This window comes from Actinomycetospora sp. NBC_00405 (assembly GCF_036044095.1).
Taxonomy (GTDB): Bacteria; Actinomycetota; Actinomycetes; order Mycobacteriales; family Pseudonocardiaceae; genus Actinomycetospora; species Actinomycetospora callitridis.
Window position 1 is genome coordinate 4,872,143 of record NZ_CP107938.1, and the last position, 13,868, is coordinate 4,886,010.

At 72.6% G+C, this 13,868-nt stretch carries 15 protein-coding genes and 1 tRNA gene; 10 read left to right on the forward strand and 6 right to left on the reverse strand.

What is annotated here, in order from left to right; genetic code table 11:
* The first annotated feature begins 3 nt into the window (after positions 1–3).
* On the forward strand, positions 4–1,014 hold the full coding sequence (locus OG774_RS24115; protein WP_378014982.1) for a polyprenyl synthetase family protein: 1,011 nt from the start codon (positions 4–6) through the stop codon (positions 1,012–1,014).
* Positions 1,015–1,062: 48 nt separating this feature from the next.
* On the opposite strand, the gene rarD is transcribed toward OG774_RS24115, so the two are convergent.
* From rarD to OG774_RS24135, 4 genes are all read right to left on the reverse strand, one after another.
* Entirely contained in the window at positions 1,063–1,980 is a 918-nt protein-coding gene (gene rarD, locus OG774_RS24120) for an EamA family transporter RarD (RefSeq protein WP_328304901.1), read from the reverse strand.
* A 57-nt stretch (positions 1,981–2,037) separates the two neighbouring features.
* A complete protein-coding gene (locus OG774_RS24125; RefSeq protein WP_328304902.1) occupies positions 2,038–3,117 on the reverse strand; it encodes a 2-oxoacid:ferredoxin oxidoreductase subunit beta in 1,080 nt (359 codons plus the stop codon).
* 35 nt (positions 3,118–3,152) lie between these two features.
* On the reverse strand, positions 3,153–5,039 hold the full coding sequence (locus OG774_RS24130) for a 2-oxoacid:acceptor oxidoreductase subunit alpha (protein WP_328304903.1): 1,887 nt from the start codon (positions 5,037–5,039) through the stop codon (positions 3,153–3,155).
* A 167-nt stretch (positions 5,040–5,206) separates the two neighbouring features.
* The gene (locus tag OG774_RS24135; protein ID WP_328304904.1) at positions 5,207–6,013 is read right to left on the reverse strand and encodes an enoyl-CoA hydratase-related protein; all 807 of its coding nucleotides are present in this window, start codon (positions 6,011–6,013) and stop codon (positions 5,207–5,209) included.
* A 70-nt stretch (positions 6,014–6,083) separates the two neighbouring features.
* Between OG774_RS24135 and OG774_RS24140 the strand changes: the two genes are divergently transcribed.
* The 5 genes from OG774_RS24140 (at position 6,084) to OG774_RS24160 (ending at position 9,158) form a co-directional block, all read left to right on the forward strand.
* Entirely contained in the window at positions 6,084–6,650 is a 567-nt protein-coding gene (locus OG774_RS24140) for a PaaI family thioesterase (RefSeq protein WP_328304905.1), read from the forward strand.
* A gap of 68 nt (positions 6,651–6,718) precedes the next feature.
* On the forward strand, positions 6,719–7,546 hold the full coding sequence (htpX, locus tag OG774_RS24145; RefSeq protein ID WP_328304906.1) for a zinc metalloprotease HtpX: 828 nt from the start codon (positions 6,719–6,721) through the stop codon (positions 7,544–7,546).
* 239 nt (positions 7,547–7,785) lie between these two features.
* On the forward strand, positions 7,786–8,169 hold the full coding sequence (locus tag OG774_RS24150; RefSeq protein WP_328304907.1) for a VOC family protein: 384 nt from the start codon (positions 7,786–7,788) through the stop codon (positions 8,167–8,169).
* A complete protein-coding gene (locus tag OG774_RS24155) occupies positions 8,162–8,617 on the forward strand; it encodes a GNAT family N-acetyltransferase (RefSeq protein WP_328304908.1) in 456 nt (151 codons plus the stop codon). Before OG774_RS24150 ends, OG774_RS24155 begins: the two co-directional genes overlap by 8 nt.
* A 67-nt stretch (positions 8,618–8,684) precedes the next feature.
* A complete protein-coding gene (locus OG774_RS24160) occupies positions 8,685–9,158 on the forward strand; it encodes a Clp protease N-terminal domain-containing protein (RefSeq protein ID WP_328304909.1) in 474 nt (157 codons plus the stop codon).
* Here OG774_RS24160 and OG774_RS24165 read toward each other — a convergent pair.
* Entirely contained in the window at positions 9,107–10,450 is a 1,344-nt protein-coding gene (locus tag OG774_RS24165) for an NAD(P)/FAD-dependent oxidoreductase (protein WP_328304910.1), read from the reverse strand. The two genes, OG774_RS24160 and OG774_RS24165, sit on opposite strands and share 52 nt — an antisense overlap.
* A 196-nt stretch (positions 10,451–10,646) precedes the next feature.
* Here OG774_RS24165 and OG774_RS24170 point away from each other — a divergent pair, with 196 nt between their 5' ends.
* Positions 10,647–11,378, forward strand: coding sequence for an excalibur calcium-binding domain-containing protein (locus OG774_RS24170; RefSeq protein WP_328304911.1), 732 nt, complete (start codon positions 10,647–10,649; stop codon positions 11,376–11,378).
* Between the two features lie 16 nt (positions 11,379–11,394).
* Here the strand turns inward: OG774_RS24170 and OG774_RS24175 are convergent, their stop codons facing one another.
* Complete coding sequence (locus OG774_RS24175) at positions 11,395–11,886, reverse strand: YajQ family cyclic di-GMP-binding protein (RefSeq protein WP_274194432.1); 492 nt, start codon at positions 11,884–11,886, stop codon at positions 11,395–11,397.
* 112 nt (positions 11,887–11,998) lie between these two features.
* Here OG774_RS24175 and OG774_RS24180 point away from each other — a divergent pair.
* The 3 genes from OG774_RS24180 to OG774_RS24190 all read left to right on the forward strand — a co-directional run bounded on the left by OG774_RS24180 (position 11,999) and on the right by OG774_RS24190 (position 13,740).
* Positions 11,999–12,079, forward strand: a tRNA-Tyr gene (locus OG774_RS24180).
* Between the two features lie 450 nt (positions 12,080–12,529).
* Entirely contained in the window at positions 12,530–12,841 is a 312-nt protein-coding gene (locus OG774_RS24185; protein WP_328304912.1) for a transposase, read from the forward strand.
* Positions 12,842–12,882: 41 nt separating this feature from the next.
* Positions 12,883–13,740: an IS3 family transposase gene (locus tag OG774_RS24190; protein ID WP_328311130.1), complete on the forward strand. Its 858-nt coding sequence runs from the start codon at positions 12,883–12,885 to the stop codon at positions 13,738–13,740.
* The last annotated feature ends 128 nt before the right edge of the window (positions 13,741–13,868 follow it).

Here is a 13,868-nt window from a genome sequence, read left to right on the forward strand (position 1 = left end):
CGCGTGACCGGCCCCCAACTCACCCAGGTCGCCGGCCTGCCGATCGGGGATCCCGATCTCGCGGCCGCGACCAGCGACGGCCTCGACCGGGTCGAGGAGCTGCTGCGCCGCGAGGTGCACAGCGACTACCGCTTCGTCACCGACACGTCACTGCACCTCATCGAGGCCGGCGGCAAGCGCTTCCGGCCCCTGCTGACGCTGCTCGCCGCCCAGCTGGCCGGCGGCACCTCCGAGGACGTCGTGGTGGCCGCGACGTCGGTGGAGCTCGTGCACCTGGCGACGCTCTACCACGACGACGTCATGGACGAGGCCACGATGCGCCGCGGCGCCGAGAGCGCCAACGCCCGGTGGGACAACACCGTCGCGATCCTCACCGGCGACTACCTGTTCGCCCACGCCTCGCGGCTGGTCTCCCAGCTCGGGCCGGACGCCGTGCGGATCATCGCCGAGACGTTCGCCGAGCTCGTCACCGGCCAGATGCGCGAGACCCGCGGGCCCCGCGAGGGCGAGGACGCCGTCGAGCACTACCTGGCGGTCGTGGCCGAGAAGACCGGCTCGCTGATCGCCACCTCGGGCCGCTTCGGGGCGATGTTCGCGGGCGCCCCGGACGAGCACGTCACGGCCATGCGGCGCTTCGGGGAGATCATCGGGACGGTCTTCCAGGTCTCCGACGACATCATCGACATCGCCTCGCCGTCCGGGGACTCGGGCAAGACCCCGGGCACCGACCTGCGCGAGGGCGTCGCGACGCTGCCGGTGCTCTACACGCTGGCCGGGGACGGTCCCGAGGTGGCGCGCCTGCGGGCCCTGGGCGTCGGGAGCCGGGAGCTGGCCGACGACGAGGTGGACGAGGCCCTGGAGCTGCTGCGCGGCTCGGCGGGGCTGCACGAGGCCCGCGCGGCCCTCGACGCCCGCGCCGACGCCGCCCGCGCCGAGCTCGCCGCCCTCCCGGACGGCCCCGCCCGCCGCGCCCTCGCCGCGCTCCTCGACTACACCGTCGCCCGCACCGGCTGATGGGCCTCCGGCCCACGTGAGTGATATGGGTCGTCCTGACGACCCATGTCACTCACGTGCGCGGAGCGCATCGGCGGTGAAGAGGGCCAGGGCGGCCCAGACGAGGCCGACGCCGACCCACCGCGATACCGGCATGGGCTCGCCGGCGACGACCACGCCCCACAGGAACTGCAGGGTCGGGTTGATGTACTGCAGCACGCCCAGGGTGGCCAGGGGCAGGCGGCGGGCACCGGCGGCGAAGAGCAGCAGCGGGATCGCCGTGACCGGCCCGGCGGCGACGAGCAGCAGCGCGTGGCCCGCGCCGAACCCGGTGAACGTGCCGGCGCCGGTGATCTGGAGCCCGACGAGGAAGACGATCGCGAGCGGGCCGAGCAGGAAGCCCTCGGCGGTCAGCCCCGGGATCGGCTCGAGCGGGACCCGCTTCTTGACCAGCCCGTACAGCCCGAAGCTGACAGCGAGTGTCAGGGTGATCCACGGCAGCTGGCCGGTGCCGACGGTCAGGACCACGACGGCCGCCGTGGCGAGCCCGATGGCGAGCCACTGCACGGGGCGCAGCCGCTCGCGCAGCACGACGACCGCGAGCAGGACCGACACCAACGGCGTGCCGTAGTAGCCCAGGGCGGCGTCGACGACGTGGCCGTGCGTCGTCGACCAGATGTAGGTGCCCCAGTTGACGGCGATCAGCACCGAGCCCGCGGTGATCAGGGCCCAGGTGCGCCAGGACAGCCCGCGCAGGTCCACCCAGCGCCGGGCGACGGTGATCACCAGGAGCATGCCGAGGAACGTCCACGCCACGCGGTGGGCGACGGACTCCACCGCGTCGGCCGGCGCGAGCAGCGGCCAGAAGGCGGGCGAGAGGCCCCACAGCACGTACGCGCCGACCGCGGCGGCATAGCCGCGTCCTGCGCCGGCCGCGGTGTCCGTCTCGGGCTCGTCGGTGGCCGAGCGGCTCACCGGGGGCGTCATCCTGTGGGTGCTCGTCCGGGCCGTGGCACGGACGAGCACCCACGAGGCGAAGCCAAGCTACTGCTCGTTCTCGGGCTCCGGCATGACCGCCCAGGTGTCCTTGCCGCGCAGGAGGGCCTCGAGGTTGTCGCCCCGCTGCTCGGCCTGCTCCGTCGCGGCCTCGACCTGGGCGCGGGCGCCGTCGTCGTAGGTCGGGCGGTCGACCTTGCGGAAGATGCCGGTGACGGTGTGCGTGAGGTCCTGGTCGGAGAGCCGCGAGAGCGCGAAGGACTGCGTCGGGTCCTCCTCGCCGGCGCGGTGGATCACGACCGCGTCCTCGCCGACCCCGTCAGGTCCGCCGACCTTCGCCACCTCGAGCCCGCCGGTGTCGGACCGGACCACGCCGTACTCGCCGTCGTTGCCGAAGAGGATCGGCTCGCCGTCGACCAGCTTGATCAGCCGCTCGGCCACGTCGTCGCCCTTGCGCAGGACGTCGAACGAGCCGTCGTTGAAGATCGGGCAGTCCTGGAAGATCTCGACCAGCGACGCGCCGCGGTGGGCGGCGGCCTGGCGCAGCACCTCGGTGAGGCCCTTGCGGTCGGAGTCCAGCGCCCGCCCGACGAACGTCGCCTCGGCGCCGAGCGCCAGCGACACCGGGTTGAACGGCGCGTCGACCGAGCCCATCGGCGTGGACTTGGTGACCTTGCCGACCTCGGAGGTCGGCGAGTACTGGCCCTTGGTCAGCCCGTAGATCCTGTTGTTGAACAGCAGGATCGTGATGTTCATGTTGCGGCGCAGCGCGTGGATCAGGTGGTTGCCCCCGATCGACAGCGCGTCGCCGTCGCCCGTGACGACCCAGACCGAGAGGTCCGGGCGCGTGACGGCCAGGCCCGTCGCGATCGTCGGCGCGCGCCCGTGGATCGAGTGCATGCCGTAGGTGTCGAGGTAGTACGGGAAGCGCGACGAGCAGCCAATACCCGAGACGAACACGATGTTCTCGCGCTTGAGCCCGAGCTCGGGCAGGAAGCCGCGCACCGAGGCGAGCACGGCGTAGTCGCCGCAGCCCGGGCACCAGCGCACCTCCTGGTCGGAGGTGTAGTCCTTGGCCTTCTGGGTGTCGTCGGTGGTCGGGACGAGGTCCAGACCACCGAGCGGCATCGGCAGATCCTGTGCCAGAGAAGTTCCTGGGCCGGTCATGCGGGCAGGTCTCCCTTCACGGCGTCGGTGAGCACACCGGCGAGCTCCTCGGCCTGGAACGGCAGGCCGGCGACCTTCGTGTACGAGTGCGCGTCCACGAGGAACTTCGCGCGCAGCAGCATCGAGAGCTGGCCGAGGTTCATCTCCGGCACCACGACACGGCGGTACGAGCGCAGCACGTCGCCGAGGTTGCGGGGCATGGGGTTGAGGTGGCGCAGGTGCGCCTGGGCCACCGACATGCCCGCGGCCCGCACGCGGCGGCAGGCCGCGCCGATCGGGCCGTACGACGAGCCCCAGCCGATGACCAGGACCTCGGCGTCGCCGTCGGGGTCGTGGACGGTGAGGTCCGGCACCGGGATGCCGTCGATCTTCGCCTGGCGCAGCCGGACCATGCGGTCGTGGTTGTCCGGGTCGTAGGAGATCGTGCCCCGCCCGTCGGCCTTCTCCAGGCCGCCGATGCGGTGCTCGAGCCCCGCGGTGCCCGGGATCGCCCAGGGGCGGGCGAGGGTGTCGGGGTCGCGCAGGTAGGGCCAGAACTCTCCGGACCCGTCGGGCGCGTTGGGCTCGGTGGCGAACGTGGTCGACAGGTCGGGCAACGACTCGACGTCGGGCACGCGCCACGGCTCGGAGCCGTTGGCGATCGAGCCGTCGGAGAGCAGGAAGACCGGCGTGCGGTAGGTCAGCGCCATCCGCACCGCGTCGAGGGCGGCGTCGAAGCAGTCCGCGGGGGACTGCGGCGCGATGATCGGCACCGGGGCCTCGCCGTTGCGCCCGTACATGGCCTGCAGCAGGTCGGCCTGCTCGGTCTTCGTGGGCAGACCGGTCGACGGGCCGCCGCGCTGCACGTCGAGGATCAGCAGCGGCAGCTCGAGCGCCACCGCCAGGCCGATCGTCTCGGACTTGAGCGCCACGCCCGGCCCGGACGTCGACGTGACGCCCAGCGAGCCGCCGAACGACGCGCCGAGCGCGGCGCCGATGCCGGCGATCTCGTCCTCGGCCTGGAACGTCGTGACGCCCATGCCCTTGTGCTTGGAGAGCTCGTGCAGGACGTCGGAGGCCGGCGTGATCGGGTAGGTGCCCAGGAACACCGGCAGCTTCGCCTGCAGACCGGCGGCGACGACGCCGTAGGCCAGCGCGAGGTTCCCGGTGATCTGGCGGTAGGTGCCCTCCGCGAGGCGCGCCGGGGCGACCTCGAAGGTGACCGCGAAGCTCTCGGTGGTCTCGCCGTAGTTCCAGCCGGCCCGGAACGCGAGGATGTTGGCCTCGGCGAGGTCGGGCTTCTTGGCGAACTTCTCGCGCAGGAACTGCTCGGTGGCGTCCGTGCCGCGGTGGTACATCCAGGACAGCAGCCCGAGCGCGAACATGTTCTTCGCACGCTCGGCGTCCTTCTTGCTCATGCCGGTCGGCTCGAGCGCACCGCGCGTCAGCGTCGCCATCGCGACCTCGTGCGTGGTGTAGGGCTCCAGCGAGTCGTCCTCGAGGGGGTTCGACTCGTAGCCGACCTTCGCGAGGTTGCGCTTGGTGAACTCGTCGGTGTTGACGATGAGCATCCCGCCGTGCGGCAGGTCCTCGATGTTCGCCTTGAGCGCCGCCGGGTTCATCGCCACGAGCACGTCGGGGCGGTCGCCGGGGGTGAGGATGTCGTAGTCGGCGAAGTGGAGCTGGAAGCTCGACACCCCGGGCAGCGTGCCGGCAGGGGCCCGGATCTCGGCGGGGAAGTTGGGCAGCGTCGCCAGGTCGTTCCCGAACGCCGCGGCCTCCGAGGTGAACCGGTCGCCGGTGAGCTGCATGCCGTCACCGGAGTCGCCCGCGAAGCGGATGACGACCCGATGGGTCTGGCGCACCTCCCGCCCGGCCGGCCCGACGTCGGTGTCAGTGCTCATCGAGCGATCGCGTCCCTTCGCGTCCTCATCGATTCGTCCTCTGAAGAAGAGCGGACCACCCAGGCTAACCTCACCTTCGGTGCGATCACCGGCGGCTGGTCGTGGGTCACACGCTGGACCGAAACAGGCACGTCACGCACCAGGGCTGTTCGCCCTGGTGGCACGGGTCATCTCTTGCCGGTCGCCTGCCGCACCCGGGCGAGGCCCTCGCGGAAGCCGTCCGAGCGCAGCGACTCCAGCTGCGGCCCCACCTCGACGGCGACGGCGTCGCGGTGCCGGTCCAGCTGTCGCGTCGCACGGATGCTCGCCTTCGTGGCGACGACGAGCTCGCGGGGCGCCGCCGCCGCGGTCGCGGCCATGCGCAGGGCGTCGGTGACGGCCGCCGAGCGCCCGTCGCTGCCCTCGCCGGTCGCCACGCGCAGCACCAGGCCGAGCTCGGCGGCCCGCGCGGCGTCGAGGCCCTCGCCGCCGAGCAGCATCGCCGTCGTCACCTGCGGCCCGACGATCCGCTGCGCCATCCACGTCATGCCGCCACCGGGGTGCACGCCGAGGCGCAGGAAGCCGGGCTCGAAGCGGGCGGTCTCGCCCGCGATGCGCACGTCGGCGGCGAGGGCGAGGTTCAGTCCGGCGCCGACCGCGGGCCCGTCGACGGCCGCGAACGTCGGCAGCGGGCACTCCGCGAGCGCGAGGAAGCCGGCGTAGATGTGCTGCAGCGCGTCGGGGCCCGCCTCGCCGGCCGCGGCCAGCTCGTCGAGGTCGCCGCCGGCGCAGAAGGCGGGCTTGGGGTCGTCGTCCCCGGTGATCACCACGGCGCCGACCCGCTCGTCGGCCCCGACCTCCTCGAGTACGGCGACGAGCCGCTCGGAGAGCGCGCCCGTCATGGCGTTGCGGCGCTTCGGGTCGGACACGGTGAGGAGCGCTGTCTTGCCACCTGCGCCGTCGAGGCGCTCGATGCGGACATCCGGATCGGCCATGACGGCCAGCATGCTCCTGCGTGACGCGGCTCGCGGCCCCGGAGTCGTCCGCGTCGGTAACGTGCGGCGCGTGCCGATCTCCATCGAACCGCCCGCGGACGCCGAGGCGCCCCAGCGGCGCCCCAAGGCGCCCGCTCCCGGCGAGCGCACCCGTGAGCACCACTCCAGGTGCCGCGGATGCGCGGACGTGCCGGGCAGCCTGCGGATCGCGTCGTGGGTCGAGGACGACGGCGTGTCGGTGCGCAGCCGCTTCGACGTCCTCGACGAGCACCAGGGCGGGCCGGGGCTGCTGCACGGCGGCCTGCTGATGACCGCGTTCGACGATGCCCTCGGCACGGCGCACACGCAGGTCACGCGCGCCGCCGTCACGGCGCGGATGGAGACCGACTTCCGCCGCCCGGTGCCGGTCGGGACGACGCTGTGGCTGCGCAGCCGGGTCGACGCGGTCGCGGGGCGCAAGGTCTACACCTCGGGCGTCGCGTACCTGGGAGAGCTGGACGGCGAGGTGGCCGGCACGGCGCGGGCGCTGTTCGTGAAGGTCGGCGCCGAGCACTTCCTGCGCCACAGCCGCCCCGAGGACCTCGAGGCCCTCGGCGCGAGCCGCGAGGTGATCGAGGCGGCACGCGCCGCGCGGTGAGCGCGCGCGGGAACGGGGGTCCTCGCCGCGACGTTGTCCCGAGTGGAACACGGGCGAGGAGGAGCAGGGTGCGCAACGGACTGAAGACCGCGCTGCTGCTGGGCGTGCTCAGTGCGATCGTGCTGGTCATCGGCTCGTTGTTCGGGCGCACGGGCCTCCTGGTCGCGCTCGTCGTCGCCCTGGGCGTCAACGGCTACTCGTACTTCTTCTCCGACCGGCTGGCGCTGCGCGCGATGCACGCGCGGCCGGTGAGCGAGGCCGAGCAGCCCGCGATGTACCGCATCGTGCGCGAGCTCGCGACGGACGCGCACCAGCCGATGCCCCGCCTCTACGTGAGCCCCACCGAGGCGCCCAACGCGTTCGCCACCGGGCGCAGCCCTCGCCACGCGGCGGTGTGCGCGACCACCGGCATCCTCACGCTGCTCGACGAGCGCGAGTTGCGCGGTGTCCTCGGGCACGAGCTCTCGCACGTCTACAACCGCGACATCCTCATCTCGTCGGTGGCGGGCGCGCTGTCGAGCGTCGTGACCTACCTCGTGCTCGCCGCCCAGCTCTTCGGCGGCAACCGCAACCTCCTCGCGACGCTGGCCGTCGCGATCATCGGGCCCTTCGCGGCGGCGATCGTGCAGATGTCGATCAGCCGGTCTCGCGAGTACCAGGCCGACGCCAGCGGCGCGTCGCTCACCCACGACCCGCTGGCCCTGGCCTCGGCGCTGCGCAAACTGCAGTACGGCACCGCCGTCGCCCCGCTGCCGCCGGACCCGCAGCTGGTCAGCCAGTCGCACCTGATGATCGCCAACCCGTTCCGCCCGGGCGAGGGCCTCTCGCGGATGTTCTCCACCCACCCGCCCCTCGACGACCGCATCGCCCGCCTCGAGGCGTTGGCCCGCCCCTGAGCCGTGCAGACCCTGCGGCCTCGCTGGCACTGAACGCCAGGATCTCCACATCGTCGCCGGGACGACACGCGGGGCGTGTCAGCCTGGGGGCCACGCTGACGGTCAACGTCAGCAACTCCACCCGCTCGCCGGGCTCTTGACGCGTCGCAGGGATCAGCGCTGAGATCGTCGTCAGCGTCGCGTCCGGGCCGGTGTCAGACCGGCGGATGGAGGCGCCGGAGCCCTGGAGTCCACACCCCATGGCTGTTCGTATCGACCACCTCGCGCTCGCCGCGCACGACGCCCGCGAGTCCGCCCAGTTCCTCGCCGACATCCTCGGGCTGCCCGATCCCTACGAGGCGGGCCCGTTCCTCGCCGTCGACGTCGACGAGACGTTCACGATCGACTACGCCGCCCCGCCGATCGACTTCCCCGGCCAGCACGTCGCGTTCCGCGTCGGCGAGGACGACTTCGACGTGATCCACGCCCGGCTGGAGCACCGCGGCATCACCTACTGGGCCGACCCGCACCAGCGCTGGCCCGGGCAGTTCAACACGAACGACGGCGGCCGCGGCCTCTACTTCGACGACCCCGCGGGCCACCACCTCGAGGTCATCACGCGTCGCTACGGCTCCGGTGGCTGACGTCCGGCGGGCCGGGGTCGCCGACGCCGCGACGGTCGGGGCGCTGCTCCACGACTTCAACACGGAGTTCGACACCCCGACTCCCGGCGCCGACGTCCTGGCCGGGCGGCTGCGGACGCTCCTGGCGGGCGACGACCTCGTCGCCCTGCTCCACGGCGACCCGCCCGACGGGTTCGCCGTCGTGTCGTTCCGGCCCAACGTCTGGTTCGACGCGCCGGTGGCCCTGCTCGACGAGCTCTACGTGCGCCCCGACCTCCGCGGCCGGCGGATCGGGCACGCGCTGATCGAGGCCGTCGAGGCGCTCGCCGCGGACCGCGGCGGCCGGATCGTCGAGGTCAACGTCGACGGCGAGGACACCGACGCCCGGCGCTTCTACGCCGCCCACGGCTACGACTCCATCGAACCCGGGGCGACGGAACCGAGCTACTACTACGCCAAGGAGTGGTGAGGAACCCCGACGTCGATCGGGGGCCGACCCCGAGGCGCACCGCCGACGCCGCCGCCACGGTGGGTCCATGGACCTCAGCTCACGCCAGACCGCCCGGGCCACCCGCGTCTTCGTCCGTGCCGAGCAGGAGGCGGCCCGCTGCGGCGACACCCGTCTCGGCACCGCGCACCTCCTGCTCGCCCTCGCGCGCGACGAGCGCGACCACGGCGGCGGACTGCTCGACGGCCTCGACCTCGACCGGGCCCGTGCGTGGCTGGCGGCCTCCGGCGTCGGCTACCGCGATCCCGGGAACCGGCCGTGGCGCCCCGGTGCCGTGTTCGCCCTCGCCACGGCGCTCCGGCTGGCCGACGAGGCCGCCGAGCCGGCGGTGGACGTGCGGCACCTCCTGCTCGGTGTCCTCGCGGACGACGCCGAGGACGCGCCGCGGCTCCTGCGCGCGCTGGGCCTCGACGTCGAGCCCCTCGTCGCGGGCGCCCGGAGCGACCTGGCTCAGCCCGGGACGGCGGCGATCGCGGCACGCACCTGGGCCGCGTCGAGGTAGTCGTCGGTGTGCTCGAACTCCCCGAGGCGCCCGCTGCGGCCGGTGAGGAAGCCGAGCCGCACGGGGTTCTGACCCTCCACCGCCCGCAGCGCCCAGCTCGTGGCGACACGGGCGACGGCGGCGGGCGACCGGAGCGCCCAGAGGTGGTACGCGCTGGTCACCGCCGCGGCCGGCAGGCCGGCGAGGTCGAACCCCAGGGGCTTGGCGACGGCGTCGCTGCCGCCGAGGTCGACGACGAGCCCGAGGTCGCGGTGACGGTAGTCGCGGGTCGGTCGTCCGGCGAGGCTCGCCGCGACGTTGTCGGCGGCCACCGGTGCCTGCCGGGTGGCGTGCTGCGCGGTGGGCGGGCAGGTCGCGCCGCCGCCGGTGGCGAGGTCGGGGACGGCCGCGGCGTCGCCGAGCGCGAACACCTCCGGGCGCCCGGGCACCGCGAGGTCGGCCCCGACGACCAGCCGGCCGTGCTCGATCGCGGCGTCGAGGTGCCCCACGAGCGGGCTGGGCGCGACGCCGGCGGTCCAGATGAGGGTCGAGGTGGCGAGACGGCGTCCGTCGGAGAGCGTCACGCACTCGTCGTCGGCGGCGGTCAGGCTCGTGACGAGATCGACGTGGACCCCGCGCGCCTCGAGCACCCGACGGGTGTCGTCGCCGAGACGGTTGCCCATGCCGGGCAGGAGCCCGTCGTGGTGCTGCACGACATGCCACTGCATGAGCGACGGGTCGAGCCGGGGGAACCGCCGTGCGAGGGCGGTGGTCATCAGCTGCATGTTCGCCGCGGTCTCGACCCCGGCGTAGCCCCCGCCCACGACGACGAAGCGGCAGCGCCGCGCGCGCTCGTCGGGGTCGGTGGAGGCGTTGGCGACCTCGAGCTGGGTCAGGACGTGGTCGCGCAGGAACGTGGCCTCGGCCAGGGTCTTGCACCCCCGCCCGTACTCCCGCAGCCCCGGGATCGCCATGACCTTCGTGACGCTGCCCGGCGCGAGCACGAGCCGGTCGTAGGCGAGCACGTGGTCGCGGCCGGTGATGCTGTGGACGAGCACCCGGCGCGCGTCGAGGTCGACGCCCGTCGCCCGTCCGGGCAGCAACATCGCGCGCCTCAGCCGCCGCGACAGCGACACCACCGCGGCCCGTGGCGGCAGCACGCCGGCCGCCACCTGGGGCAGCAGCGGGAGGTAGAGCATGTAGTCGTCGGGGCAGACGAGGCGGATGTCGGCGGCCGGCGCGACCTTCTCCAGCCGCCGCGCCACGCTCGCGCCGGCGAAGCCCCCACCGACGACGACCACGCGTTCGCCCATCCCGTCCTCCCTCTCCACGCCGCCACCGCCCGACGTGCGGGAGTCGTGTCGGTTGCCTGCGACGGCCCGCAACGACCCTGACGAGTGGTTCCCGGGAAATCCCCTAACGTCCTCGAGGCCCCCGGCGACAGTGGCAGTGAGTGCGGTCGCACTCGAGCCACATCACTCAGCCATATCATCACTCGGGGGAATCATCGTGCCTGCTCACCGCGCCGCTCGCCGGTCCCGTCGCTTCCACGTCGCCGCCCTCGGCGGGCTGACGCTGCTGGCGGCCGTCGGCCCCGGTGCGGGCGCGGCGCTCGCGGCCGGAGCGGACGTGAAGAACTGCGACGACTTCCGGTACCAGGAGGACGCGCAGGCGGTGTACGACGAGGACACCACCGACCCGAACAAGCTGGACGGGAAGGATGACGACGGGCGGGCGTGCGAGAGCCTGCCCTCTCGTGAGGCGATCACCGATGTTTCCCTGGAGGACGACGACGCGCCGGTCGAGCCGGCCCCGTCCACGCGCCACTCCTCGACCGGACACACCCGGAGCGCCGAGGAGACGTCCCACGAGAGCTCGACCAGCACCCGCGACCGCGACTGCGCCGACTTCGACTCGCAGACCGAGGCCCAGGCCGTCCTGGACGACGACCCCAGCGACCCCGAGCGGCTCGACGCCGACGACGACGGCATCGCCTGCGAGTCGTTCGGCTACGCGGACGAGGTGGAGACCGTGCCCGCGGCGGTGACCGAGGACGACAGCGCCTCCGACGACCACGACAGCACGCCGGCCTACCCCGTCGGCGGCGTGGAGGCCGGCGACGGCAGCGCCCCCGCGGGCGTCCCGGATCTCCTGACCTACGGCCTGCTCGGCTCCGCGGCCGTCGCCGGTGCGGTCGGTGCCCGCCACGCCCTGGCCGGCGGTCGCCACCGTCGGGCGTGACGGCCCGGCGCGGGCGTCAGCGGTAGTTGGTGAACTGCAGCGCGATCTCGAAGTCGCGCTCCTTGAGCAGGGAGATGACGGCCTGGAGGTCGTCCTTCTTCTTGCCCGTCACCCGGAGCTGGTCGTCCTGCATCTGGGCCTGGATGCCCTTGGGGCCCTCGTCGCGGATGGCCTTCGAGATCTCCTTGCCCTTGTCCTTGCTTATGCCCTGCACCAGGGTTCCGGTGACCTTGTAGGCCTTGCCCGAGAGCCCGGGCTCACCGATGTCGAAGGCCTTCAGCGAGATGCCGCGCTTGATCAGCTTCTCCTTGAAGACGTCGATCGCCGCGTTGCAGCGCTCCTCGGTCTCGGCGCTGACGGTGATCGCCTCCTCGCCGGCCCAGGAGACGTCGGCACCGGTGCCGCGGAAGTCGAACCGCTGTGAGAGCTCCTTGCTCGCCTGGTTGAGCGCGTTGTCGACCTCCTGGCGGTCGACCTTGCTCACGACGTCGAACGAGGGGTTGGCCATCGTCGTCCTCCCTGACGTGTCGGCCGGGCGTGCGCACCGGGGGGCCGCCTGCATCGACGGCGAGCCGGCATCTGTATTCTTGCCGACGTCATCCTGCGGGGTGGCACACCCTGGCGGGTTGCCCGAGCGGCCAATGGGAGCGGACTGTAAATCCGTCGCGAAAGCTTCGAAGGTTCGAATCCTTCACCCGCCACCGAGCCCCTGACCAGCACGAACGGTCAGGGGCTTTCTCCATCCCCATGCCGTGAGCTCGGCCGGCGAGAGGTTGTTGCCGTCCGGGTCCCGGGACCACGCGATCTTCGCGCCGCCCAGCGCCGTCCAGACGCCGCCCAGGGTGAACGGGCGCTCGCCCTGCGGAGTCCGAGGACGTCACTCGTAGAACCTCTGCCCGGCGTCGAGGTCGGACATCCCGAGGAACCCCATGAGTCGACCTGTCACGCGCTCAGCCTCTCCGCGGGGCAAGAGACCTCATGTAAAGCGCTCCGGGCGTTGATCAGCTCGGGCTTGCAGGGTTGCATGCGCATCCCGGCTGGTCCGGTGGGTGGCGATGAGGTGCCTCTGAGGGCGGGCGATCTGAGGGTGAGGTTCCCCCGGTAGCCCGGAGACCGACGATCATGGCCGTGGGCCGTGAAGGGAGTCTCCGATGGCAGCACCGAAGAAGTACCCCGACGAGCTGCGCGAGCGGGCTGTGCGGCTCTACCGGTCGTCCACCCCGCGACCGACCTTCCGCCAGCTCGGTGAGCAGCTGGGGGTGCACCACGAGGCGCTGCGCAACTGGGTGCGCCAGGCCGAGGCCGACAACGGCGAGCGCGACGACCGCCCCACGACCGCCGAGGCCGAGGAGCTGCGCCGCCTGCGCAAGGAAGTCGCCGAGCTGCGCCGAGCCAACGAAATCCTCAAGGCGGCGAGCGCTTTTTTCGCCCAGGAGATCGACCCGACAAGGAAACGGTCATAGCGTTCGTCGCCGCCCGAAAAGATGACTTCGGCGTCGAGCCGATTCTGTCTCAGCTCGGGGTGGCGCCCTCGACCTTCTATGGCTGGCTCGCCCAGGACCGTGACCCCTCACCGCGCCGTCGCGAGGATGTCGAGGTCCTCGCCGAGATCCGCGAGGTGCACGACCGGTCGGGCCAGACCTACGGCGCCCCGCGGGTGCACGCCACTCTGCGCCGCCGCGGCCGGCAGGTCTCGCGCAAGCGGGTCGAGCGGCTGATGCGTAGCGCGGGGCTGCAGGGCGCCTACCTGCGCAAGCGCTGGCGGAAGCCTTCAACCCGCCAGGACCCGCGGGCCGCCCCGGCGCCCGACCTGGTCGATCGGGACTTCACCGCCTCGGCCCCGGACCGGCTCTGGGTCGCCGACGCGACCCGCATCCCCTGCGCCGAGGGCGTGTTCTGGCTCGCTGCGGTCCGCGACGTGTTCTCCAACCGCATCGTCGGGTGGAAGACCTCCGACCGGTGCGACACCGAACTCGTCCTCGGCGCTCTCGAATACGCGGTCTGGTCCCGCGAGGTGCGCGACGGCCAGCTTAGGCATCATTCCGACCGCGGCTCGAACTACACGTCATTCCGATTCTCGGCTCGGCTAGAAGATCACGGGATTCTCGCGTCGATGGGGTCGGTCGGCGATTCCTACGACAACGCGCTGATGGAGAACTTCTTCTCCACCCTCAAGACCGAGCTCGTGTACCGCAGAACCTGGAGGACCCGGGAAGAGGCCGAGAACGCCCTGTTCGCCTACGTGGACGGCTGGTACAACCGCGAGCGCATCCAGGCCCGCCTGGGCTGGCGCTCGCCGGACGAGTACGAGCACACCCGGCACACCAGCCGGGCTCACCCCGAGCCCGTCCCGGCCAGGTAGGAAGCACTCCGGGCTACCGGGGGAACCTCAGGGCCGTTCGGGCCTTGTTCGGCTGATTGCCACCGCTGGCCTGGCCACGGTGTCCCGGATGAGGGAAGTAGGCCGATGCCGGTCGAGGTCGGGCCTGG

Excerpts from the sequence above, each read along its gene's own strand:
- OG774_RS24165 (WP_328304910.1), bottom strand. The coding sequence starts at position 10,450 with ATGGGCGAACGCGTGGTCGTCGTCGGTGGGGGCTTCGCCGGCGCGAGC.
- OG774_RS24130 (WP_328304903.1), bottom strand. The coding sequence starts at position 5,039 with ATGAGCACTGACACCGACGTCGGGCCGGCCGGGCGGGAGGTGCGCCAG.
- rarD (WP_328304901.1), bottom strand. The coding sequence starts at position 1,980 with ATGACGCCCCCGGTGAGCCGCTCGGCCACCGACGAGCCCGAGACGGAC.
- OG774_RS24175 (WP_274194432.1), bottom strand. The coding sequence starts at position 11,886 with ATGGCCAACCCCTCGTTCGACGTCGTGAGCAAGGTCGACCGCCAGGAG.
- OG774_RS24150 (WP_328304907.1), top strand. The coding sequence starts at position 7,786 with ATGGCTGTTCGTATCGACCACCTCGCGCTCGCCGCGCACGACGCCCGC.
- OG774_RS24160 (WP_328304909.1), top strand. The coding sequence starts at position 8,685 with ATGGACCTCAGCTCACGCCAGACCGCCCGGGCCACCCGCGTCTTCGTC.
- OG774_RS24185 (WP_328304912.1), top strand. The coding sequence starts at position 12,530 with ATGGCAGCACCGAAGAAGTACCCCGACGAGCTGCGCGAGCGGGCTGTG.
- OG774_RS24125 (WP_328304902.1), bottom strand. The coding sequence starts at position 3,117 with ATGCCGCTCGGTGGTCTGGACCTCGTCCCGACCACCGACGACACCCAG.
- OG774_RS24135 (WP_328304904.1), bottom strand. The coding sequence starts at position 6,013 with ATGGCCGATCCGGATGTCCGCATCGAGCGCCTCGACGGCGCAGGTGGC.